The organism is Dictyobacter alpinus, from assembly GCF_003967575.1.
Taxonomy (GTDB): Bacteria; Chloroflexota; Ktedonobacteria; order Ktedonobacterales; family Ktedonobacteraceae; genus Dictyobacter; species Dictyobacter alpinus.
On sequence record NZ_BIFT01000001.1, the window covers coordinates 2,754,095 to 2,778,257 of the forward strand.

A 24,163-nucleotide genomic window follows, 5' to 3' on the forward strand; every position below is an offset into this window, starting at 1 on the left:
GGCAGGAATGCTCTGTCCGTTGTGTCATACACAAAATCGTGATAATGCCAGGTTCTGCAAAGGTTGTGGTCAGCCATTGGCGGTTGAAGTAGTGGCTGAACAGCCAGAAGTAGCAGAACAGCCAACAATAGCCGATCAGGATCAGACACAGGGAACACCGCCGCCCTCCTCCGCTCCTGACAATGCTGTCCAGGCTGATGAGGAGAATGCGCAGGCTAGAGCCGCGGCTCCGACCGCTGCTTCTGAGGCCCCTGTCCAGCAACAGGATAGTGCTGAGAAGGAGCAGAGCAGCGCTGAACAAGATGGGACCAGTGAAGAGGATGTGAGCCAGGCCCCCACGCAGATCCTGACGCAGCAGCAGATGCTGGCCTTTCATGCCAAACGCTGGCAACAGGAAGCCGAGCGTGGGCATCAAAGTGAAGCCGCTTATAGTGATATCGCTGACGCTCCCACCATACTGATGAGACCCGGCGCGACACCTGATCAAGCACCAACGCAGTCAGCAAGTATTCCAGCCGCTCCCGTTGAGCCGGATAGGGCTTCCATGGCCTCACCCTCTTCTGCTGCCAACATAGCTGAAGCGTCCACGGAGCCCGATACATTGGTAGCGGGCAGTGTTCCTGAAGCACTGGTTAATGGGCACGCCGCCGCGACAGATGCGCAGGCACCTGCACCTCCACCAGCGGTCCAGACAGATGCAACATCTTCTGTACCAGTTGGTGATCAGCAGGTGGAGCAAGAAGAGACATACCAGGGTACCGCTACGCCAGTAGAAGGCGTGACCGGACCCACAAAGGAGGAAAATGTGGAGCCAACCACAAATGAAGGCGAAATAGAAGCCAATACACCTGAGCAGACCCCGAATGCAGAAGTTTCTGCCGAGGCAAATCCAACCGCCTTACCAACTTTAGAAGTGGGTAAAACCGTTGGTGGCCGCTATGAGGTCATGCAGGTTCTTAATACGGCCGAGGCTGAACAGACCTATATTGTCACAGATCGACAGGGTTACCTGCATTGTTGGAACTGCGGTTCTGAAGAAAATACTGAAGGTGATGAGTTCTGTCTGGACTGTGGCGCTGAACTGCTCAATGCTTCGTATATTCTCCATGAATATCCGGCGACAGGTGCGCAGACCAATGAAGCACAGGTGTTACAAGGATCTATCGTTAACACCTTTGTAGAGGATGGCGTTACCTACGTCGTAGAGCAGCCACAGACGGCTCAGGCTGAGTTCCCTAATGGCGTACACCTGGTAGCAGCCTGCGACTCAGATGCGGGTGCTGTACGCCGTAGTGAGGCTAATGAAGACAGCACCATGACCCTGGTCTTTGAGCGTGTACACGAATCGATTGCCTCACCGGCAGGACTCTTTGTGGTCGCCGATGGTATGGGTGGTCATGCGAATGGTCAGGGCGCGAGCCGTACCACCATCGCCTTGATCTCCGAACGCGTCACCCGTGAGCTCTTGCTGGCTCCTTTACAGGCCGAGAAGGCTGGAGAAGCAAAGCCCAAAGTAGATGATGAAACCTACAAAGAAATCCTGCGTGGCGCGGTTGAAGATGCCAATACCAGCCTTTGTCAGATCAACCAGAAAGAGAAATCTGATATGGGTTCAACCCTGACAGGTTTTATGGTTGTCGGGGATCATGCGTATATCTTCAACGTAGGGGACAGTCGTACGTATATGTTACGTGACGAAAAACTCTATCAGTTGACGAACGATCACTCGCTGGTCGGTCAGTTGGTGGCAGGAGGAATCATCGAACCGGATGACGTTTATACCCATCCGCAGCGCAACCAGATTTTCCGTAGCATTGGTGATAAACAAAATGTGCAGGTTGATCTGTTTACGCAGCAGGTTCATCCAGGTGATATCCTGTTAAGTTGCTCGGATGGATTGTGGGAGATGATCCGCGATCCGCAGATTGCCAGTATTCTTAATCAAGCGCCAGATCCACAGGCTGCCTGCGCGCAACTGATTGAGACCGCCAACGCTAACGGTGGAGAAGACAATATCAGCGCCGTTGTCGTTTTTATACGCTAACTGCTGCATTATATGTCCTGTTAGCCAACATGGATTGGGGCCTGATGCGTCCTGCCATGTTGGTCAAGGGATTTATGATATACTAGGGACCAGCCGAATGCGAAAGGAGCAGATGTAATATGCCCGGAGAGGTAACCCTGGCCTATCAGCTTGGTAAAGATTATATGCCAGTGACTGGTGGTAGCCAGCTCGCATATCTGTTATTAGAAGCCAAGCCGACGGCTTTAATGGCACAGGTAAGAATGCCATTGAATTTTGCCCTGGTGATTGACCATTCAGGCTCGATGAAGGGTGCGAAACTGAGAAACGTACGTGAAGCGGTAAAGATGGTAATCGACCGTCTTGAGCCTACCGACTACATCTCAGTGGTCATTTTTGACGATTCCGCACAAGTGATTATCCCATCTATGCCTGCCAATGACAAACCAGGTATGAAAGCAGCAATCGATCGTATTCAGGACGCTGGTGGTACCACCATGTCTCTTGGTATGATCCAGGGATTAGGCGAACTGCGCCGCTGGAATATTCCCAATGCGGTTAATCGTATGATCCTCTTGACGGACGGTGTCACCTATGGTGATACTGATCGTTGTCGTCAGCTGGCGCGGGATGCCGCCGCCTCTGGCATTTCGATTTATCCTTTGGGCATCGGCTCCGACTGGGATGAAGGATTGCTGGATGATGTGGGTCAGTTGAGTGGTGGCGTGCCGGCCGAGTTTATTCGAACTCCTGCTGACGCCATGGCTCTGTTTGAGCAGCAGGTCCAGAGTGCTGTGGCCGTTGCGGTCCGTAACGCTACCGTCACCCTACGTTTACCTGCCGGTGTAACACCGCGTAAAGCTGTGAAAGTTTTACCATTGATTCGTGAGGTTGAGGGCTCTTCCCTATCGGATCGCCAGGTTGTCATCAGCCTTGGAGATCTCGAGAAGGAGACCGCGCAATCGGTCCTGGTCGAGCTCATGATTGATCCTCGCCCAGCAGGACTCTTCCGTATTGCCCAGGCTGAACTAACATACGACGTACCAGTAGTTGGCTTAACCAATGAGAAGATTCGCGAAGATATTAAAGTGACATTTAGCAACGACGCCAACCAGACCGCGCAGGTCAACGCTATGGTCATGAACTTCGCTGAAAAATCCAACGCCCAACGCCTGGTGACCCGCATCCTGGACGAATACAAACGCACCGGTAAAGCGACCACCAAAATCGCACCCAATGTGACACGTGTGTTGGATGCTGAAACACTCTCAGCGATCGAACAGATCAACCAGGGTCAGCAAATTTCTCAAGAACAAGTTAAATCAATTGGCAATAAGACACGCAAACTCACTCAACGATTAGACGATCTGCTTCCGTAATATATATGTTACCAATTGGCATGGGTAGGGAGGTGCAGGAGGGCGGATAGCCCTTCTGCCGGGGTGCGGGGTGTCCCCGCAAAAACCTCTTTTTGCGCGCCGCCGCAGGCGGCGCGAGAGGGAGAAAAAATGAGCGGGGACACCCCGCACCCCGGCAGGGAGGACCCTGCACCCCCGGTTTTAAGAACTTTTTCAAAAGTTCGGGATGACTCATTAAGAGACGCATGCCATATAACGACGCAAACTACATTAAGTAGAATAGAAAATAAGGCAGAGGAAGGATAATTCTTATGTCGGTACGATGTTCTTTAGGTCATGAAAATCCAGATGGATCAGCATTCTGCGACGAATGCGGCGAACCACTGAATAATGAAGCCCCTGATGCCAACGCACAGGCACCAGCCGCCGCACCAGCCGCCGCACCAGCCGCCGCGCCAGCAGCCGCGCCAGCAGCATCAGAAGGAACCCAGACATGCCCATCCTGCGGAGCAGTTAACCCTGCTGGCGAAGCATTCTGCTCTAACTGCGGCGTAAGCCTCCTGGGTGCACCAGCACCAGTAGCAGCTCCAGCGGGCGTTGATGCCACTGCACCAGCACCAGCCGCTGCACCACAGCAAGCTGCACCGCAGGACCAGCAGCAGCAGCCAGCAGCCTCGGCCCCGGCCGCATTACAGGCTCGTCTCGTCGTCGAGGCAGACAACCAGGAATTTGACCTGAGCGGGAAAGAAGTCATCACCATTGGTCGTGAAGATCCCGTCAGCGACATTTATCCTGACGTAGATCTGACCCCTCATGGCGGTGAAGATGGCGGTGTCTCGCGTTTACATGCGCGCATCCTGTTCGAGAATGGGCAATATCTGCTAGAGGACGAAAACAGCACGAACTTCACGTTCTTGAATCGTCAACGTCTGGCCGGTAAGACACCAACACCATTAAATGACAACGACGAAGTAAGACTTGGTCGTGTCCTCTTACGGTTCAAAACCCCGTAAGAAACTTTTATCAAGACAGGACTTTTCGGTTTGCAGTGCATGCAGAGGCGTCCAGTAGATTTTCCTACAAATTTAGGATTGTCTACCGCGCCTCTACAGCATCGGTCACAGCGTTTTTTCAATGGTTCGTAGGGAGTGAAGAGCCTCACAGCCAGGTAAAGATTTTAGAAAAGTCCTGAAGTAAATCCTGCCGTAGAATTGACAGTACGACTGATACTCGCTATAATCTACGGGATATCTTTAGTGGAGGCTAAGAAAGGTCTTATGAAACGTACCTGGCAACCCAAACGCATTCCGCGTTTACGTGAACACGGTTTTATGAAACGTATGTCCACCCGCAATGGACGTCGTGTGCTCAAAGCTCGCCGCGCCAAAGGGCGCTGGAGCCTGACTGTCTAGTAGTATCTGACAAAAGAATGGCACTCAACCGTGCGTTACGCTTACGTAAGAATAGCGAATTCCAGCGAGTAAGGCAGCAGGGAGGCAGTATGTCATCCCGGCTGCTTATCCTCGCTTGGAAGCCCAATGATCAAGCAACACTGCGTGTTGGTTTTGTCGTAAGTAAACGCATTTCAAAGCGCGCAGTTCAGCGAAATTATATTAAGCGATTACTCTCAGAGGCGGTTCGGACCCTGATCAAGGATATTCCGCCAGGATGGGATATAGTTTTTAGTGCAAGAAACCAGATCGTTGGCGTAAGTTTACCTGTAATATTACAGGATGTATCTACATTGTTACGTCGAGCGCGACTTTTAGAAAGCTCCTCAAGCACAAATGCGGAGAAAAAAGAGTTGAATACACGCAAGGGTCTTTCATTGTGAAATATATAGCGCTAATTTTAATCCGTGTCTATCAGCGCACGCTGTCGGTAGTCCTGCCCTCATCGTGTCGGTTCACCCCTTCATGTTCCCACTACGGATATGAAGCCATTGACCGGTTTGGCTTTTTCCGTGGCGGCTGGATGACAGTCAAACGTATTGGCCGATGCCAACCTTTTTATCACGGTGACCTCTATGATCCAGTTCCAGAACGTCTGGGTAACTAGATCAAGGAAGGCAGGAGAGTTCTTGTGGGCGAGATAGCTAATCTATTTAATTTAATTTTTACATTTCCCATTTTTAATGGTCTTATACTTCTCTATCACCTGTTCGGTGATTTTGGTCTCTCAATTGTTGTACTTACCCTGATCATCAAATTGATCCTCTTCCCGTTAACGTTGCAGCAGCTTAAATCCACTAAAGCCACTCAACAGTTGCAGCCGCTGATGCAAGAGATCAACAAAAAACACGCCAATGATCAGCAGGCAAAGGCCGCAGCAATGCAGACCCTGTATAAAGAGTATGGTGTCAATCCACTGGCTGGTTGTCTCCCCTTGTTAGTACAATTGCCAGTGCTCTATGGTTTGTATTACGCCCTGAATAATGGTTTGCATACAAATAAGCTTAGTGACATCAACGCACATCTCTATCCCTTTGTACCTCATTTCACAAAATTTCCTAATCTCAGTCTGGACTGGTTTTCATGGCTTTCATTCTTGAATCCCATTCTGCATCTGGACTGGAGCTGGACATTAATGCTGAACGCGCCAGATCCTTCGCACATCCTACCAATTCTGGCTGGTCTGGCCACCTTTATCTCGCTGCGTATGGCACAGCCAAAACAAGTTGTGGCGGCGGACGGTAAACCAGTTGCGCCAGATCCGACCCAGCAGTCCATGAAGATGATGCCGTACATCATGCCATTCTTTACCGTGTTTATCGGTTGGAATTTTGCCTCTGGTCTGGCTCTTTACTGGACAATCTCTTCGATCTTCCAGGCGGTCCAGCAGTACTTCGTAACTGGTTGGGGAGCATTGTTGACCACACCATCCCTGAAGAAAGAAGTTGTCGCTCCAGCAGTTGCCAGCAGTGATGCAAGTTCGAATGGTAAAATTACTTCAACGGCCACTCGTACCCCAAAAACAACCGTGGTTGAGAGCCGCAAGGAGACAACTCCTAATCGTGAGGGCGCGATAAGCTCTGAGATGCGCACAGTGCCTAAGGTCAATGGTAATGGTAATGGACCTTCCCAGTATACGCGCCGGCAGCGTGGTGGAGGTAGTGCATCTGCCCGCAGGCGTAGTGGCTCACAAAAAGCCCGCTAATACACGTGCAGCAAAGGTGGATCCGATCACTCCGTCTGGTTATGGAGTGATCGTGGATATAGATAAATTTTACAGGGAGGCACAGAATAGTGGAAAGCATAGAGGCTAGTGGCAAAAGTGTTGATGAGGCGATTGCACAGGCGTTAGTGCGGCTGGGTAAGCGCCGTGAAGAGGTGGATATCGCTGTTCTACAGGAGCCCAGTCGGGGTGCATTTGGCCTGGGGAGCAAGGATGCTCGCGTACGCGTCACCGTTCGTTCTGGCGGCGCCAGTTCCAAAGTTCCTAGCGCTATTATTACTCCTGAATTAGCTGACGCTATTCTGGGCACGGGCGATATTGAAGTCCCTTTACCCGAAGAAGAGAACCTCTACGAGGAAGCAGAAGAAGAAGACGAGGAGTTCCTGGAAGAGGAAGGTGATGAGGACGAGGAGTATGAGGACGAGGAAGAAGAAGACGAAGAAGATGAGACGCTGCCTTTTATTGCTTCTTCCGAGGCAGTCCTTAAACCGCTGGTTGAGCAGGCTGTGGCCGCCGGGGCCGGCGATAAATTGCAGGATGTTGAGCATCCCTCACGTGAGGATGTCGAGATCACTGTAGATGTTTTGCAGCATATTTTACGCTACATGAATATCCATGCCACGGTTCAGGTTCGTTCGACCAATCCTTTAACCCTCAATATTCGTGGCATCAATGAAAATCTGGGTCTCCTGATTGGCCGCCGGGGTGAGACGCTGGCCGCCTTACAACTGCTGGTCAATTTGATTGTGAGCCATAGGACCAAGCATCGCATGCGGATTATCGTGGATGCTGAAAACTATCGCGAACGGCGCGAGGAGAATCTGCGTTCTCTGGCGATGCGTGTGGCCCAGCAGGTGCGAAACTATCGTCGCTCCATTGCTTTAGAGGCTATGCCCCCTCACGAGCGACGCATTGTACATATTGCCCTATCAGAGAGCAATGATATTAGTACAGAGAGTATTGGTGAGGGTGAGGAGCGCCGCGTGGTGATTTCGTTAAAGCGCCCTGCCCGTTAAGAGATCCTGTTTTTTTATTCCTGCTTGCCCACTGCGCACCTTCAGTATTTTGCCTTGTCGATGATGTCGGGAAGGTCCGCCAATCAAGCGAAATGGTGGCCTGGCCTGACATCAGCACGCTTAGCTATACGCTGATGCAGATGGCAAAGGATTTGCCAATGACGAACCTATAAAGGACGAGTCGCTGTGTCTTTACATCCTGAATTCTTGACCCTTGGTCACATTGCACGTGATGTGCAAGCGGATGGTTCATTTGCGCTTGGTGGTACGGTAACGTTTGCCGCCCTGACCGCCTATCATTTGGGATTAGCCGCGGGCGTAGTGACACGTGCGGACGCTGAGGTGGCGGCGCTTTTACCGACTGCTCTGCCCGGTATTTCTCTCCATGTTTGCCCTTCTCCCCACACTACTACCTTTGCCAATCAATATCACGATGGTTTTCGTACACAGTATTTATATGCACGTGGCGCGGATATTGTCGAGCAGGACATTCCTGTTGCCTGGCGTGATCATGCTGGCATTGTGCTCTTTGGTCCTCTCGCTCAAGAAATGAGTCCGGCCATGATTACGCATTTTCCTCGTCGTTCCAACACCTTGCTGGCCGCGACCCCCCAGGGCTGGCTCAGACGCTGGGATGAAACCGGTCGCGTCTGGCCGACGCCCTGGCAGGATGCTGAACAGGTCTTACCCGGTCTGGACGTGCTTATATTGAGTCATGATGATCTACTGCCCTTTGCCGATGATAATCGTGAAGAGGCCGATTTATTATCGGCTCATTGGAGTCGCTTTGTGCCTCTACTGGTGGCCACCGATGGACGCCATGGTGCAACCCTCTTCGAGCATGGTGTTGCCCGCCGCTTTGCGGCTTATAGCGCCAATGAGATAGATCCAACCGGAGCAGGCGATGTATTCGCCGCAGCTTTTCTTACACACCTCTACCGCCACCGTGAGCCCGCTGAGGCAGTCGATTTCGCTAACTGTGTGGCAGCCTTCTCTATTGAGCAGAAAGGCATCACAGGTATACCCACCCTCGCCCAGGTCGAACACCGCCGTCAGGGCCGATAAACTCTCCCCCCTACCAGCTTTGCCGCTATTTATAGAGTTTTTGCGCTGTTTTTATACTATATAAAGAGTAAAACGCATCTCTACTTTTCTTAGTAAAGAATTGTAGTTTTCTACTTTGCTTAGTAAGAAACTGTAGTTTTCTACTTTGCTTAGTAAAGAACTGTAGTGTGATGATGCGGAATATTGTCGGCTGAGCCGACAATATTCCGCATCATCACACTACAAACCTGGGCGCTGCCGTAGGCAGCGACCAGACCTGAATATGTATAGTGGAAAAAAATAAAGACGAATAATAATGTTAGGAGTCAGGCCTTGATACTGGAACCCAAAAAACCTTCCCGCCAATCCCCCCTCCCTTTGATCCTGCTGTTCTCACTGATAATAACTATAAGTGCCAGTTCGGGCCTGGAAGTGTTCGCACACAGCAGTAGTGCTACTTATTATCAACACAAAGCCGTTCCCGGTGTTCTGTATCGCTCTCTGGGCCAGGGACACCCATATGATCTAATCGAGCTCTGTCAACAAAAAATGGCCCCCAAGCGCTGTTATGGAGTCAAGCAGATGCAGCATGCCTATGATATCGCTCCTCTCTTAGCGCATAATATTACAGGCAAAGGCCGAACTATCGTCCTGCTGGATGCCTATCAATCTCCTCATCTGGCCAATGACCTGGCAGCCTTTAATAAACTCTTTGATCTGCCCACCCCTGCATTAACCGTCGTATCTCCTTATGGTGTACCAGACTGGGATAGCAATAGTAAAACCCAACAGGCCTGGTCAGCTGAAATCACGCTGGATGTAGAGTGGGCCCACGCTATCGCACCCGATGCGGCGATCACTGTCGTGGAGGCCAAGAGCGAAAATGATGAAGATCTGGTCCCGGCTTTACAGTATATTGTGGACAAAGACCTGGGTGATATCGTCTCGATGAGTTTTGGTGAGGGCGAAAATTGCCCCAAAGGCAACTGGTTTAGTGCCTGGCATGCAGCTCTTGTGGCCGCCACCAAAAAGAATATGACGTTGATTGCCGCCTCCGGTGATAATGGGGGTGCCCAGCAAGGTTGTGATGACAAATCCTGGCAGAAGACGGTATCCACGCCTGCCTCAGATACTCTGGTTACTAGCGTTGGCGGCACAATCCTGGATGCTGATGTCGTAACTGGAGCATACCGTGGCGAGACTGTCTGGAACGAACCCACGACCCAATCTGCCAGCGGCGGAGGCTTTAGCACAGCTGTTTCACGACCCCCTTACCAGCTTGATGCGGTCCTCCCAGATGTCGGACGTGGTTTACCCGATGTTGCTTATAATAGTTCTATGAATCGTGCGGTGCTCAGTGTATGGTCAGATGGACCGGCGGGACCCCACGGCCTTTATCTCTTTGGGGGAACCAGCGCGGGTGCTCCACAGTGGGCAGGCATCATTGCCCTGGCCTGCCAGGCTGCCAACAAACGCATTGGTGCTCTTAATCCAATGTTGTATACGATTGGCAAAAAACCTGATTGGTATAAGATCGCTTTCCATGATATTGTCTCAGGCAACAATACACTCGATATAGGCACTCCAGGTAGCGGTATCCAGACATTTAAAGGCTATGAAGCCAGACCCGGCTGGGATGCCGCGACAGGCTGGGGATCCCCGGACGTTGCGAACCTTATACCCCGGCTTGTACAATTAGCTAAAGCCCAATAAGCACGGCTTACGACAGCGAATCAATAAGCATGGCTTACGACAGTAAATTAATAAGTTTCGTTGTATTTGCTGCGCTGGTACCAAAAGTGTGTGCAGCACACTTTTGGTACCAGCGCAGCAAATACTGCAGGTTCCCGTCAGGGAACGAGTGCGGGAGTGCCACACAAACCCGACACAGACCACAGTCCAACACACCAGACGTGTGCCACCCCTTGATTGTGATCACCAAAAAAATCTGATATAGTGAACGGGTACAAGTTTATTTTGCTGCCCCCACAACCTGCGCCGTCTGGCGATGGTGGCTGGAGCAGCCATGTCTGTTGAAATGCACTGGAGTAATTTTGGAATGACAATAAACGACAGCGCTGTCTCACCTCTAAAGCGAACTCCTCTTTATGAGCAACATCGTGCCCTGGGCGCGCGCCTGGTCGAGTTCGGCGGTTGGGAAATGCCAGTACAGTATAGCGGGATCTTAAGTGAGCATCAGGCGGTTCGCACCCGAGCTGGACTCTTCGATGTCTCTCATATGGGCGAGTTTAAAGTTGAAGGAAAGGGCTCCCTGCCCTTCCTGCAATATCTTGTCCCTAACGATGTGTCCCGCCTCGCTATCCAGCAGGCACTGTACACCCAATTGTGTCTGCCCGATGGCAATGTCATCGACGACCTTTTGATCTATCATCTGGCGGAAAATCATTATATGTTGGTGGTAAATGCAGCCAATATTGATAAGGATTTCGCCTGGGTACAGGAGCAAGCGCAGCGTTTCCAGGACGTTTCGATTATCAATCAGTCTGATACCACTGCACTGATTGCGCTACAAGGTCCACTGGCAGCCACGATTCTACAGCCGTTGACCGCGGTTGATGTAGAAGGTATCAAGTATTACCATTTTGAGCCTGGAGAAGTGGTCGGTATTCATTGTCTTATTTCACGCACCGGCTATACTGGCGAAGATGGCTTCGAGCTTTATTGTGCCTCCCCTGATGTGGCCCGGCTCTGGGACGAGATCCTGGCGGCTGGCAAACCGCAGGGACTTTTGCCCGCAGGACTTGGGGCACGAGATACCCTGCGCCTGGAGGCTGGTCTGTGTCTCTATGATCATGAATTAGATGAGCAGACCAATCCCCTGGAAGCTCGTCTGGGTTGGACCATCAAGTTCAAGAAGGGTCCTTTTATTGGTAGTGAAGCGCTCAAGCAGGTGAAAGAGCAGGGACCCAAACGTCTACTTGTAGGTATTCAATTGTTAGAACGCGGTGTGCCACGTGGTGGCTATCCGTTATATGCAGACAATCAGCAGATCGGCAGCTTAACCAGTGGCGCACCTGGTCCTACCGTCCAGCAGAATATTGGCATGGGATATGTTGAAGCCAGCCATGCAGTGGTTGGTAACCACATCTCGGTTGAGATTCGTGGTAAACAAGTGCCCGCTGAAATCGTGGCCTTACCTTTTTACAAGCGGAAATAAAAGCTTTAATAGCAACCAATTAAGCGTCCTTATGAAGGGAGAAATGAACGATGGCTAGCCTGAATCATCCTGGCGACTTGAAGTATAGCAAAACCGATGAGTGGGTGCGTGTTGAAGGTGACGAAGCCATAATCGGCATCACCGATTATGCGCAGGATCAACTTGGAGATATTGTCTATGTGGAGTTGCCCTGGGCGAGTGGGGAAAATATTGCTCTGGAAGGCAAATTTGGCGATATCGAATCGGTCAAAGCTACTTCAGAGTTGATGTCGCCTTTAAGTGGTGATGTTGTCAGTGCCAATGAAGAGCTTAAAGAACATCCTGAATATATTAATGATTATCCCTATGAAAAGGGTTGGATGGTAAGGATGAAGCTTTCAGATCCCAGCCAGCTTGATGCATTGTTGAATGCTGACCAATATTTAGAATATTTGCAGGGTCGCTAAAAGATCCTGTAACTGTTTCATGAGTTACCCCGAATTTGAAGAACTGGCGTTCGATCTTCCTCAATGCGCCTGAGAAGCGGGGTTGCAAGGGGCAGCCAGCCCCTTGCCAGGGTTCGAGGGGTGTCCCTTCGTTTCTCTTCTTCTCCTGCGCGCCGCCTACGGCGGCACGCAAAAAAGGAAAAAAGGGTTTTTGGGGGACACCCCCGCCCCCCGACAGGGCGCTCCGCCCCTGCACCCCGGTTTTGAACTTCTCAGACGCGAGATTATTAGCTAGTAGTGTGCATAATATACCTATCCGGATGGATGATTTGGATATGTAGCTTGTCTATGCGCTATAATAGTAGCAACCATGAAAGAACAATAGAAAGCATGATTGTGTGCTGCGTTCTCGGGGCTATTGATGTGTCGTGATGCCATGTGTGGAAAACCAGCTCTCTGTAACAGCCGAGACATGGATAATCCGCTCGCTTGTGTTGTCTTCCTCAAGATTTTGGTCAACAGGTATACCGCAAGAGGTACTCAAAAATTCCATCGTAGTAAACGAATGTAGCGCACCATGATTATGCTACTTTGGTTATATTGTAGTGGCTCGCCTGGGCATTGATCTGGAAGAAGCCGAATAAATGCGCAGGAGTTTCTAGACCCCAAGGGAGAGTTGACTGAATGAGCTATGTGCCAAATACGCAAGAAGAGCAGCAGGCGATGCTGGAGAGTCTAGGACTCTCTTCGCTGGAAGACCTATTGACGCCCGTGCCCGCCGAGGTGCGTCTAAATGATGCTTTAGACTTGCCACCCGCCCTATCCGAACCAGACCTCAAGCGCCTGATGACGCGGATGGCGGCCAAAAATAAAAGCCTGGATACCACGATCTCTTTTCTCGGCGCCGGGACGTATGACCGCGCCATTCCCAGTGTTGTACCCCATTTGCAGAAACGCTCTGAATTCGTTACCTCGTATACCCCTTATCAGCCAGAAGTCAGCCAGGGTATGTTGCAGGCGATCTACGAGTTTCAGACGATGGTCTGTCAGGTGACCGGCATGGATATTGCCAATGCCTCGCTCTATGATGGCTCAACCGCCCTTGTCGAAGCTGTCCTGATGGCGCTGGGTCCTGGTGGTCGTGGTGAGGTCGTTATTTCGGCTGGTGTCGATCCACAGTATCGCCGTGTCCTGCAAACCTACTCTTTTGCGCGTGGTTTTACCATCAAGGAAGTGGGCCTGGAGAATGGTGTAACCTCCCAGAAAGATTTGCAGGCTGCGATCAGTAAGAGTACGGCCGCTGTACTAATCCAACAACCTAATTTCTTGGGCAATATTGAAGATGTGCGGGCCATTGAGCCGATTGCGCATCAAGGTAAAACGTTATTTGTTTCCGTGATTACTGAACCAGCTTCTCTGGGTGTAATTGCCCCTCCTGGAGCCTATAACGCCGATATCGCGGTGGGCGAAATGATGAGCCTGGGCAATAGCATGAGCTATGGGGCACCGGCCCTTGGTTTTATGGCAACCAAACAGAAATTTATGCGCCTCTTACCAGGTCGTCTGGTTGGTCAGACTATTGAAGAGGGTGGCAAGAAGCAGACCGGCTATGTCCTGACTTTGCAGACACGCGAGCAGCACATCCGTCGTGAGCGTGCGACCTCCAATATCTGTACCAATCAATCTTTGCTCGCCGTTGGAGCCACCATTTTCCTGGCGGCCGTTGGGAAACAAGGTTTCCGTGAGATGGGAGAGCTCTGTTTACAGAAGGCCCATTATGCCTTCCGGCAGATTACCGCTATTCCAGGCTTCGAAGCCGCCTTTACCGGACCCTTTTTTGACGAGTTTGTGATCAAGTGTCCTGTCTCTAACAAGAAATTGGAGCAACTGTTTGAGCAGGCCGATATCATCGGTGGTTATCCACTGGCTGAAAGCTATCCCGGTATGGATAATCATATGCTCTTCTGTGTGACAGAGACGAGAACAAAAGAAGATATTGATACCCTGGTGAGCGTGTTGAAAGAGGTGCAGGCATGAGCGTAGAATCATTGATTTTTGAAAAAGGAGCACCCGGACGGCGTGCCGCGACCATGCCAGCTATGGATGTACCTGTTGAGCCGCTGGAGGATTTGATTCCTGGTAGTTTATTGCGTGAAGAACCGGCGGCCCTACCTGAGGTTAGTGAGATTGAGGTAGTACGTCACTATACCCATCTCTCGCAGCGCAACTTTGGTGTGGACACTGGTTTTTATCCGCTTGGTTCCTGCACCATGAAGTATAATCCAAAGCTCAACGAAGACATGGCTGCGCTACCCGGTTTTGCCCATATTCATCCGCTACAGCCGGTCAAGGATGCGCAAGGTGCGATCCAGTTAATGTATGAATTGGAGCGCTATCTAGCCGAGATCTCTAGCATGACACGCGTCACCTTACAGCCATCGGCGGGTGCGCACGGTGAATTAACCGGTTTGATGTTGATCAAAGCCTATCATCAGAGCAAAGGACAGGGACATCGCAACCTGGTCTTAATTCCAGATAACGCCCATGGCACCAATCCTGCCAGCGCAACTCTGGCTGATTATAAGGCCGTTGAGGTCAAGAGTGATGACAATACCGGTGGTATCGACATGGAGCATCTTAAGACCCTGCTGGAGAGCCATGGAGATCAAGTTGCCGCCATTATGTTGACCAATCCCAATACATTAGGTCTCTTTGATGCCAATATCGCTGAGATTGGTCGGCAGATCCACGCGATTGGTGGACAGCTTTACTATGATGGTGCCAATGCCAATGCCGTGCTCGGTATCACCCGACCAGGAGATATGGGCTTCGACGTTGTGCACTTTAACCTCCACAAGACCTGTAGCACCCCACATGGTGGTGGAGGTCCTGGTGCCGGTCCAATTGGAGTTAAGGCGCACCTGGTGCCCTTCTTGCCAGGTCCTTTGCCAGCTAAGAATGCTGAGGGCTATTACTGGGAAGATGCGGGCCCACAATCGATTGGTAAAGTACGTGCCAACCTGGGCAACTTTGGCGTCCTGGTTCGTGCCTACACCTACATCCGCTTCAATGGTCCTGATGGATTACGCCATGTGTCTGAGAGCGCTATTCTGAACGCTAATTACCTCAGACATGGACTCTCAGCGGATTATGAGATTGCGTATCCACACATGTGTCAGCACGAATTTGTGGCCACGGCACGTAAGCAGAAGGAAGAGCATGGAGTGACCGCGACTGACATTGCCAAGCGCTTGCTTGATTATGGCATGTATGCGCCAACCGTCTACTTCCCTCTCATTGTGCCAGAAGCTATGATGATTGAGCCAACTGAGACTGAGACACGTGAGTCGTTGGACGACTTTATCCATGTGATGAAGACCATTGCCGAGGAGTCCCGCACGAATCCCGAGCTTGTCAAAACGGCTCCCCATACAACCGTAATCGGTCGTCTGGATCAAGCTCTGGCAGCCCGTAAACCCAATCTACGCTGGAATCCTGGCCAGGAAGTCACACACTCCTAAATGTGTCTGACTCCCATCAGTATGGGAAGCTTGCCGCTCTTGAGCAGATGTACGCCAGCGGCTTGCCACGCTTTTTTTCTTATGTGGTGTCAAAAGTGCGCAAAGTGCACTTTTGACACCACATAAGAATTCTTTCTTGCGCGCCGAAGGCGCGCAAACTCAGGCGTGAAGATCATGAGGATCAGTAACATACTCTTGGCGGTATCAGGTCTCTCATAAAAAAAGCCAGCCTGCTCTTTCCCCAGTGAAGAGCAGGCTGGCTTTATGGCTGATACTTTAAATATGGACGCGTTGAGATGGCGAAAGATGCCTGGCAACCGTATCGATCAACGCATCAACATCAAAAGGTTTTTCAAGAAAATCGTCAGCCCCACCCGCATCGGCAACCTTGCTCGCATCCGAATGCGCGGAAAGCATAATCACCGGAATATGTCTGGTGGCCTGATCGCTCTTCAGGGATTTGCAGATATCCCTACCATCGTCACCTGATAAAAGCACATCCAATAAAATGAGATCTGGAAGATTGCTTGCCAGATCCAGTAGATCATTCTTATTTGTCGCTGTGCGTACTATATACCCTTCGCCTTCTAAGACAATTTGAATGACTTCGACGATCCCCTCATCATCGTCAACAACAAGGATGTGATGTCCCATGTGTTTATCTCCTTTGAAGTTCTCATGACTTTGGCTATACATGAGTTGGTGGCGGTAGTGAAAAGGAGAAGGTTTTCCCCAAAGCCTTCTATATTTTCTAACCTGATTATCTACTTACAATTGTACCACGATTGAATTGTGTGTCGTCACGTGGCTCGCTTTACGCTTGGAGGAAAACGAGCAAAAGTAGAGAGACTACGGCTTTCATACAACAAAAATACCTGTTTTCTCATCGAGACACCGATTAACGCCAGAGTTTATTGGTAAAGAATAATTGATAGATAGTATCAGCCCCGGTCGAAAAGCCAACGAGTGATGGTATCTGCTGCCTGTGTGCTTAATTTAGATCTGGTTTCTGCTATATATAAACCAATGAGAAGACAACATTTTTGTTCACTATAAGGTGCCTGAGCGTGTAGAGATTTTCTCTTCAACTTTGCTTTTATTGGATGAGCTGAATAGAAAAGCACTATATATAAGAACAGTATATATTCAATTTCTTGCTACTACAAGCAACCAGCATACGATATTTTTGTTTTAAAAGCCAGAAATATTATACTCTAGTATAGCATAATAAAGCTGCCTGATTGGTACTAATGTTCATCTCTAAGCTAGATTATTGGTCGCAAAACAGGTTACTTATGAGAGGAACGCCGCGCTCAATGCTAGCAAGCTTTTATGCTGGTGCTGTGGTTTCCCATGGAATGGTCTGCCAGCGATTAATTTGCGCGAACCCAAAGCCTGCATCCACGAGGGTACCAAGATATCCTGAGGGGATGCGTTCAAAGTGTTCTGCTAACCGACGAGGGAAAATACCCAGATAGAAGATCCATGGATCACCCGCATTCTCAATAATAACGCGCCAGGACTGATTTTCCTGCCATTCATCGGTAAAGTAAGCGCCGACCTCAGTAAATTCGTGTGCCAGCACCTGCAAAATCTGCCAGATGCTCTGTCCTACTTCAGAGGAATAAGGCTCAATATTATTTTCGTCCTCATGTAATTGTTCAGTCTCAACCAGCAGATTAAAGCCGATCCAGGGTGGTAGATCCTCAAGGCTGGGGACGGCTGGCTGGGTGTAGAGTGAGATCTCGATACCAGAGCATTCCAATGCTGGCGCTCCTGGTGGAGTTAAAAGTACTGGAGCGGCATAAATATCGCCAAAGGGATCATCGTCGTTTTCCGGCCAGGAAATAGCGTTAATCCAATCCAATACATTTTGATCTTTGCAGCCCAATAGTTCAAGTGCTTGTCGATAGCGTTGTAGTGTAGCCAGAAACGTTTCCTGGTTGCATGAAGCATACGTTTGTATTTGTGCCTGTGACATAGTGCTTATTTTTTCTCCTTCGGCTCAAGCGAAGCCTTCTAATTCTCCTTTGGGGTCGCGCATCATCAGTTCAGGCACCGCCTTATGAGGATCGAGTCCTTCAAAAAGGATCAGGCTGAGCTGTCTGGCGATAGGCATTTCTACCTGGTAGCGTGCCGCTAGTTTGAGGGCCGCCTGTGTGGTTGAAACACCTTCAGCGACGCTATGGGTGGATTGTAGTATATCATTTAGTTTCTCGCCTTCGGCTAGACGGCGACCAAGTTGTTGGTTACGGCTCAGAGGACTGGCGCAGGTGGCGATAAGATCCCCAATGCCGGCCAGGCCTGCGAAGGTCAGGGCATTGGCGCCTGCTGCTACCCCCAGGCGCGAAATTTCAGCCAGCCCTCGGGTAATAATGGCGGCCTTGGCATTTTCGCCATAGCCCAGACCAACATTAAAGCCTGCTGCAATCGCGATAATATTTTTCAGAGCCCCGCCAAGTTCGACACCGATCACATCATTTGAAGTATAGACACGAAAGGTGCTACACGTGATAATTGTGCGCGCCTGGATAGCTACTTCGGGTACATCGGAAGCAACCACCGCAGCGGTTGGCTTGCCTTCAGCCACTTCGCGGGAGAGATTAGGACCACTAAGCGCCGCGATCCGCTCGCGCCAGTCTGGTAACTCTTCCGCTATCACCTCTGTCATGCGTTGCAAACTCGTGATTTCAATACCCTTACTGGCACTCACCAGTAGCGTCTCTGGCGCAAGATAAGGAGCTAACAGCCGCAAATTCTCACGCAACTTTTGCGAAGGCGTGACCAGCAACAAAAGATCCTTAGCCTGTACCGCTTCAGCAATATCAGAAGTGATAGATAAATTATCTGGAAAACGTATATTTGGGAGAAACACACTGTTTTCTCGTGTACGTTGCATTTCAAGAGCACGCTCAACTCGATGATCCCATATGGTAGTCGAGATACCTTTTCGGGCCAGCAAGAGTGCCAGTGTCGTACCCCAGGCACCACTGCCTATGACACCAACAGCTACCATCACATTCTCTCCTCTTTATTACAAATTTACACGCGACAAACTATTGCTTGTCCAGGTCCTTGTATGTTAGAACAAAGCCATTGTAACATAGTTGAGAATGTGCTGAATGCTCTGCTTTTTTCCGCTATTTTCATGAGTAAACAATGCTGATCAGGACAACGCGACCTCTAGCATCTGCCCACTACGAATGCCTCCTTCACCTGCGACGACTTTCAGTACCGTCTGCGCAATAGCCTCAGGGGTTAGCAACTTGTCTTGTCCGGTTGCCCCGAATAAATTACGATACAACGTCGTATCGACACCATGGGGGCAGATAGTATAGACCTGCACACCATAGCGCCTGACCTCTTTTGACAATGCTTCGCCAAAAGTAATAATCGCTGCCTTGGTGGCGCTATAGACGGCCAGATTAGGATAGCCATTGCGAGCCACCGCCGCTGAGATATTTATTATAATTCCTGAGTGGCGCTCAATCATCTCAGGTAGAAAGGTCTGGGTCAGATCAAACATTGCGTGTAGGTTCACATCTATCATCATCGCCCGCTCGGTAGTAGAGCTTTCCACCAGCGGCTTCAGGACAGCCACAGCAGCATTATTGATCAGTATATCGATCGTCCCATAATGCCGCCTGATCTCGCGTTGTAGCTCCTGGATTGCCGTTGGTTGAGAAATATCGGTTGGGACCGCCAGCACATCCGCACCGCTGGCCAGTAAACTATCCTCAAGTTCCTCAAGTTCCCCGATCGAGCGAGCTACCAGCACTACCCTGGCCTGCTGTGCACAAAATGCCTGAGCGATAGCTTTACCTATGCCCCGGCTGGCACCAGTCACGACCACTACCTTATCCTGCAACATACTGCATTTTCTCCATTCTCCGATCTGATTTTGTGAGCTAAAAATCTATCACTAGTGCAATGACGCCATCTCAGATGCCATTGGGTACGAAAAGCTGCTTGACAAACGGCTAAAAAACATTAGACTTAGCTATAGTTGACTTGTCAACTATCTTTTTTAAAACCATCCTGTATGGTGTTGTAAGCACACCTAAAGAAGAGGTTGCGTACCGGAATGACTCAATTCGTAGACTTTTTTTTCGCCCCTTATGCGTCGGCCCAGCATCGACGGATGAAGGTTGCTATCGAGGATGGATTGGCGCATGGCAGCCAGATCACTCCTCGTGATCCTCTGCCTGGTCAGGCTGTAACGATTTCCATATTTTCCAATGCGCATAAGGCCATTGAGCGCGTGGCTCTCTCCTACACAACCGATGGCACCGAGCCACTAGGAGAGTATGGAATAGCCACGCAGGGAACGGTACTCTTTGCTGAACTCTTGCCGCAGGTGTCCGTTGGTGTCGATGCCTCCACTGAGATCCGAACCTGGCAAGTAACCATTCCTGCTCAGGAAGATGGGACCCTGGTGCGTTATCGCATTGATGGTTGGAGCGTACAGGAAGCTGGACAACACTGGTACGCGGACCGTGTTGATCCTGTGACGATCTCGCAGAAAAAGGGCCGCTCTTTTGCCTATCATGTGGACCGTTGGGAGGCTCCAGCATGGTGGCAAGATGCAGTTGTCTATCAGATCTTTGTGGATCGTTTTAGTTCAGCCCACAATGAGCCCGCATTGCATAGTGAAGAGACACATGGCATCACCGAATTCTTTGGAGGCACCTTAAATGGTATTCTAGAGAAACTGGACTACATCCAGTCATTAGGCATCAATTGTATCTGGCTATCTCCTATCTTTGAGAGTCCCAGCCACCATGGGTACAATCCTTCGGACTACCACCATGTCGCCCGTCGCTATGGCTCGGATGAAGCACTGGTCCAGTTGATCGAGGCTGCCCATCGACGTGGCATACGGGTATTGTTAGATTTTGTCGCCAACCATACTTCAGATGAGCACTTTGCTTTTGTCGATGCACGCGAAAATCCAGATAGTCCTTATGCTAACTGGTATGATTTCAAGGAAATTGAGGCGCCACAGACCTATCGAAGCTATGCGCAGGTCTCCTCAATGCCCGAGTTAAGTACTGAAGAACCAGCGGTACGCGAATATCTTTATGGCGCTGCCCGTTACTGGTTAGAGCACTATGGGGCCGATGGATTGCGCCTGGATTATGTGCCGGGTCCTTCACATGCTTTTTGGACCTCATTTCAGCAGGCCGTCAAATCAGCCCATCCCCAGGCCTTAACTATTGGTGAAGTAACTTCTCCTATGCCCGAGATTCTCGACTATGCGGGTCGCATGGATGGTTTTATGGATTTTCCACTGGCCGCCATAATGCGTCAGACCTTCGCCCGGCGTAGTAAGAGCCTGGAAGAACTCCTGCAGTTCCTGGATCAGCATGTCAGCAACATTCCTGAAAGTATGTGCTTTGCCGCCGTGCTGGATAATCATGATATGCATCGCTTCCTCTGGTTTGCCGAGGGGAATATAGAGCGTCTGAAGCTGGCCACCGCCTTCCAGATGACCTTAGAAGGAACCCCCATCGTCTATTATGGCACCGAAGTCGGACTCTCCCAGACCGATGATGCTATAAAGGAAAACGCCTACTGTCGTGGTCCTATGCCCTGGGGCGAGCAGCAGAATCAAGCATTGCTGACCTATTATCGTCAGCTGATTGCCCTACGCCGCCAACACGCTGTCTTACGCACAGGTAAGCGCATGAACTTGAGCGTTGAGAGCACTGGAAACGTTGAGCAAATTGGTGCATATATTCGTTATATAAACGATACATATATGCTTGTTATCCTAAATAACAACGAACAGCCTGTGCAAGTTCGTATTAAGTTACATAATGTATTACAGAAGATTGGTGGGACCGGTAATTATCAAACTGGGAGTTTGCGTTCAGTGTTTTCTTCATCTAAGCTATCTGATCTCTCGTTAGAGGATGGATGTGTGGAAGTGACGGTACCAGCATTGAGTGCGGAAATATATCTTTCTGAAAAAAGGTTAGATATATAGAAAATTTGCTGATAAACAGTTGACAGGTCAACTATTTATCAGTATACTTTTCCTTAGAAGATTACCGGAGCATCCCTAAAAAAGGGAGAGGTGATATTCATGAGTCTCGTTAGCAAAGGTGCTGGCATCGAACTTGAGATCTATCAGTTGCTATCTAAAACATTCATCTTATTAGATGATAGCGATACGCGCTTTTTTGCCGAGTACGGGTTAAGCACACGGCAATTCTGGGCCTTGCAACATTTAGATGAAGTGAATGGCCGCTCGATGGTGGACTTAAGTCGGTTATTGTTTACCGACAAGAGTAATGTGACAGGAATTATCGATCGCTTAGAGCATTTGAAGCTGGTTAAGCGTGTTCCTTCTACACATGACCGTCGCGTGACCTTAATTATGCTAACAACTGAAGGGAGTCATCTGCGTGAGAAGGTTGATGAGCAACATGGCCTGCGAATTTTCGAGGTTATGAAGGTATTAAATACTTCTCAGCTTCAGATGCTTTACGAATATTTAACGTCGGTAAGCCAGAGTATAGAAAAAGAATTGATGCAGGTCGAAACTGGTCAATAAGGGGTAACGGTTCCTGTTCTTCTGGTTATTATTACAGCAATGTTGCGGTGATTTCGGAGACGTTGATTAAGGGGTCAATTTTATGCTCAAAAGGTGACCACCTTAGCCATCAAATTATCTTTTTCCTCGCAATACTGCTTGTGAAATATACAAGGCAGAACCTCATTATATCCTGCTTTCCTATTACAGTGCTACATCGATGCCTATATTTATAAGCTACCCGTAAACTGCTATACACTGGACCCTGTCGCTTTTTCGCAAGCTGAACAAGCAGTTTGTATAGATTTCTTGTACCTTGTTTGGGCATAAGGTTATCTGGACATGAGGTGTGGTGTGTACATAAACGTGTATGCACAAACGTTTTTAGATTTTTATTTGGAGGATTTCGGTTCATGTTAACAAAGCGCGTGATCACAAGTTTGCTGGCGCTAACCGTTCTCTGTGCCCTCTTGATGTCGGCCTGTGGCGGTAGCAGTAGCAGCACAACGAATGCTGGCCCATCGAATCAGCCAGAAACCATTACTCTCTGGCACAACTGGCAGGGTGATTATTTGAATGCCAAGAAGGCCATCTTTGATGCCTATCACAAACAGCATCCAAACATCACCATCAAACTGGTCCAGCAGGATCAGCTGGTAGACAAATCAATCACCGCCTTAAAAGGTGGCAAGGGTCCAGATGTGATTGCCTGGGCTGATGACTCCCTGGGACAGCTGGCCGCCAGCCGTATGGTCGTACCGATGGATAAATACCTGAGCAGCGACTACATCAATTCTACCTTCACACCAGCTGCTGCCAAGGCTGTGACCTACAATGGCAAGATTTACGGTGTGCCCGAGACCACAGAAGCTATCACGATCATGTACAACAAAAAGTTGGTACAAAGCTCGGATATGCCAAAGACCACCGATGAGCTCTTGAACTTCAGCAAGACCTTCAAAGAGAAAAATCCTGGCAAATATGGTGTGGTCTGGGATACAACGGATGCTTACTTCAATGCTCCCTGGTTCTATGGCTTCGGTGGTGTGTATGTGACCGAGGACGGCAAAGTTGGTCTGAATTCCGCTAAATCCCTTGAGGCTGGCAAATTCATCAATTCGTTCCGCCCTTATCTGCCAAAGCAGATCAGCTACGATGTTGCTTCCTCCCTCTTCACTGAAGGCAAGGCTGCCGCAATCATCAATGGTCCCTGGTCATATTCTGACTACGCCACCAAATCAAAAATGGACATTGGTTTTGCGCCCCTGCCAAAAGTTACTGCTAACAACAACGCACCAGCCGCTCCATTTGTCGGTGTGAAGTCCATGTGGATGACCAAGATCGCCAAGGATCCTGCTACCATCGCCGACATCATGAAGTTCTACACCAGCAAAGACAATCAGATCAGCATGATCAAAACCACTGGTGAAATTCCAGCCAACGCTGCCGCTGCTTCAGACAAAGCTGTAACAGAGAATGTTGCTATCGCCTCCTACTCTGAGCAGGCCAAAGTTGGCAACCCACTGCCAAACACCCCATTCATGTCGGCAGTCTGGAAACCTGTAAAAGATGCCCTGACCGCTAGCTGGTCCGGTAGCCAGTCAGTGGACAACGCCTTTAATGCGGCCCAGAAAGCTGCCGAGCAAGGCGTAAAAAGTATCAACTCCTAGCTTCCTTAACCAAACTAAGTGCTTGATCTATCAAAGGATCAAGCACTTAGTTCGAGAGTGTTTGCTTCACATGAAATCCGTGGTTCGCCGATCGTTGTTTTCGCGCCTTTGGCGCTCCAAGAGTTTTAACTGTGTTGTGAAATTGTGCGCTTTGCGCACAATTTCACAACACAGTTAAAAGAAGCATGGGCGCTTTAGCGCCCGCGTGCGGCTGGC

21 protein-coding genes are annotated in these 24,163 nt (G+C 49.8%); 17 read left to right on the plus strand and 4 right to left on the minus strand.

The window, feature by feature from the left end:
- Positions 1–7: 7 nt before the first annotated feature.
- From EL633_RS10905 to gcvPB, 14 genes are all read left to right on the plus strand, one after another.
- The gene (locus tag EL633_RS10905; RefSeq protein ID WP_161982077.1) at positions 8–2,044 is read left to right on the plus strand and encodes a protein phosphatase 2C domain-containing protein; all 2,037 of its coding nucleotides are present in this window, start codon (positions 8–10) and stop codon (positions 2,042–2,044) included.
- Positions 2,045–2,163: 119 nt separating this feature from the next.
- Complete coding sequence (locus tag EL633_RS10910) at positions 2,164–3,402, plus strand: vWA domain-containing protein (RefSeq protein ID WP_126627205.1); 1,239 nt, start codon at positions 2,164–2,166, stop codon at positions 3,400–3,402.
- Between the two features lie 290 nt (positions 3,403–3,692).
- Positions 3,693–4,394, plus strand: coding sequence for a double zinc ribbon and FHA domain-containing protein (locus EL633_RS10915; RefSeq protein WP_126627206.1), 702 nt, complete (start codon positions 3,693–3,695; stop codon positions 4,392–4,394).
- 264 nt (positions 4,395–4,658) lie between these two features.
- Positions 4,659–4,793: a 50S ribosomal protein L34 gene (rpmH, locus tag EL633_RS10920; protein ID WP_126627207.1), complete on the plus strand. Its 135-nt coding sequence runs from the start codon at positions 4,659–4,661 to the stop codon at positions 4,791–4,793.
- A gap of 17 nt (positions 4,794–4,810) precedes the next feature.
- Entirely contained in the window at positions 4,811–5,215 is a 405-nt protein-coding gene (gene rnpA / locus EL633_RS38125; protein ID WP_126627208.1) for a ribonuclease P protein component, read from the plus strand.
- Entirely contained in the window at positions 5,212–5,439 is a 228-nt protein-coding gene (gene yidD / locus EL633_RS10930) for a membrane protein insertion efficiency factor YidD (RefSeq protein WP_126627209.1), read from the plus strand. The genes rnpA and yidD overlap by 4 nt, the downstream gene beginning before the upstream one ends.
- A 24-nt stretch (positions 5,440–5,463) precedes the next feature.
- Positions 5,464–6,537 carry a YidC/Oxa1 family membrane protein insertase gene (locus EL633_RS10935; protein WP_161982078.1) on the plus strand — a complete coding sequence of 358 codons (1,074 nt, stop codon included), beginning with the start codon at positions 5,464–5,466 and terminating at the stop codon, positions 6,535–6,537.
- Between the two features lie 89 nt (positions 6,538–6,626).
- Positions 6,627–7,571, plus strand: a complete 945-nt coding sequence (gene jag / locus EL633_RS10940; protein ID WP_126627211.1) for an RNA-binding cell elongation regulator Jag/EloR — start codon at positions 6,627–6,629, stop codon at positions 7,569–7,571.
- A 186-nt stretch (positions 7,572–7,757) separates the two neighbouring features.
- Complete coding sequence (locus EL633_RS10945; RefSeq protein ID WP_126627212.1) at positions 7,758–8,636, plus strand: PfkB family carbohydrate kinase; 879 nt, start codon at positions 7,758–7,760, stop codon at positions 8,634–8,636.
- 312 nt (positions 8,637–8,948) lie between these two features.
- Positions 8,949–10,328, plus strand: coding sequence for a S53 family peptidase (locus EL633_RS10950; protein ID WP_126627213.1), 1,380 nt, complete (start codon positions 8,949–8,951; stop codon positions 10,326–10,328).
- Positions 10,329–10,674: 346 nt separating this feature from the next.
- Positions 10,675–11,793: a glycine cleavage system aminomethyltransferase GcvT gene (gene gcvT / locus EL633_RS10955; protein WP_126627214.1), complete on the plus strand. Its 1,119-nt coding sequence runs from the start codon at positions 10,675–10,677 to the stop codon at positions 11,791–11,793.
- Between the two features lie 50 nt (positions 11,794–11,843).
- Entirely contained in the window at positions 11,844–12,239 is a 396-nt protein-coding gene (gcvH, locus tag EL633_RS10960) for a glycine cleavage system protein GcvH (RefSeq protein ID WP_307720618.1), read from the plus strand.
- A gap of 663 nt (positions 12,240–12,902) precedes the next feature.
- Positions 12,903–14,255, plus strand: coding sequence for an aminomethyl-transferring glycine dehydrogenase subunit GcvPA (gene gcvPA / locus EL633_RS10965; protein WP_126627215.1), 1,353 nt, complete (start codon positions 12,903–12,905; stop codon positions 14,253–14,255).
- Positions 14,252–15,739, plus strand: a complete 1,488-nt coding sequence (gene gcvPB / locus EL633_RS10970; protein ID WP_126627216.1) for an aminomethyl-transferring glycine dehydrogenase subunit GcvPB — start codon at positions 14,252–14,254, stop codon at positions 15,737–15,739. The genes gcvPA and gcvPB overlap by 4 nt, the downstream gene beginning before the upstream one ends.
- 276 nt (positions 15,740–16,015) lie before the next feature.
- On the opposite strand, the gene EL633_RS10975 is transcribed toward gcvPB, so the two are convergent.
- The 4 genes from EL633_RS10975 to EL633_RS10990 all read right to left on the minus strand — a co-directional run bounded on the left by EL633_RS10975 (position 16,016) and on the right by EL633_RS10990 (position 19,610).
- On the minus strand, positions 16,016–16,393 hold the full coding sequence (locus tag EL633_RS10975; RefSeq protein WP_126627217.1) for a response regulator: 378 nt from the start codon (positions 16,391–16,393) through the stop codon (positions 16,016–16,018).
- Positions 16,394–17,069: 676 nt separating this feature from the next.
- Entirely contained in the window at positions 17,070–17,720 is a 651-nt protein-coding gene (locus EL633_RS10980; protein ID WP_126627218.1) for a hypothetical protein, read from the minus strand.
- A 24-nt stretch (positions 17,721–17,744) separates the two neighbouring features.
- Positions 17,745–18,758 carry an NAD(P)H-dependent glycerol-3-phosphate dehydrogenase gene (locus EL633_RS10985; protein WP_371865540.1) on the minus strand — a complete coding sequence of 338 codons (1,014 nt, stop codon included), beginning with the start codon at positions 18,756–18,758 and terminating at the stop codon, positions 17,745–17,747.
- Between the two features lie 147 nt (positions 18,759–18,905).
- Positions 18,906–19,610, minus strand: coding sequence for an SDR family NAD(P)-dependent oxidoreductase (locus EL633_RS10990; protein ID WP_126627220.1), 705 nt, complete (start codon positions 19,608–19,610; stop codon positions 18,906–18,908).
- A 213-nt stretch (positions 19,611–19,823) separates the two neighbouring features.
- On the opposite strand from EL633_RS10990, the gene EL633_RS10995 reads away from it, so the two are divergent.
- The 3 genes from EL633_RS10995 (at position 19,824) to EL633_RS11005 (ending at position 23,947) form a co-directional block, all read left to right on the plus strand.
- A complete protein-coding gene (locus tag EL633_RS10995; protein WP_126627221.1) occupies positions 19,824–21,728 on the plus strand; it encodes a glycoside hydrolase family 13 protein in 1,905 nt (634 codons plus the stop codon).
- Positions 21,729–21,827: 99 nt separating this feature from the next.
- A complete protein-coding gene (locus tag EL633_RS11000) occupies positions 21,828–22,298 on the plus strand; it encodes a MarR family winged helix-turn-helix transcriptional regulator (RefSeq protein WP_126627222.1) in 471 nt (156 codons plus the stop codon).
- Between the two features lie 392 nt (positions 22,299–22,690).
- On the plus strand, positions 22,691–23,947 hold the full coding sequence (locus EL633_RS11005) for a sugar ABC transporter substrate-binding protein (protein ID WP_126627223.1): 1,257 nt from the start codon (positions 22,691–22,693) through the stop codon (positions 23,945–23,947).
- Positions 23,948–24,163: the final 216 nt, after the last annotated feature.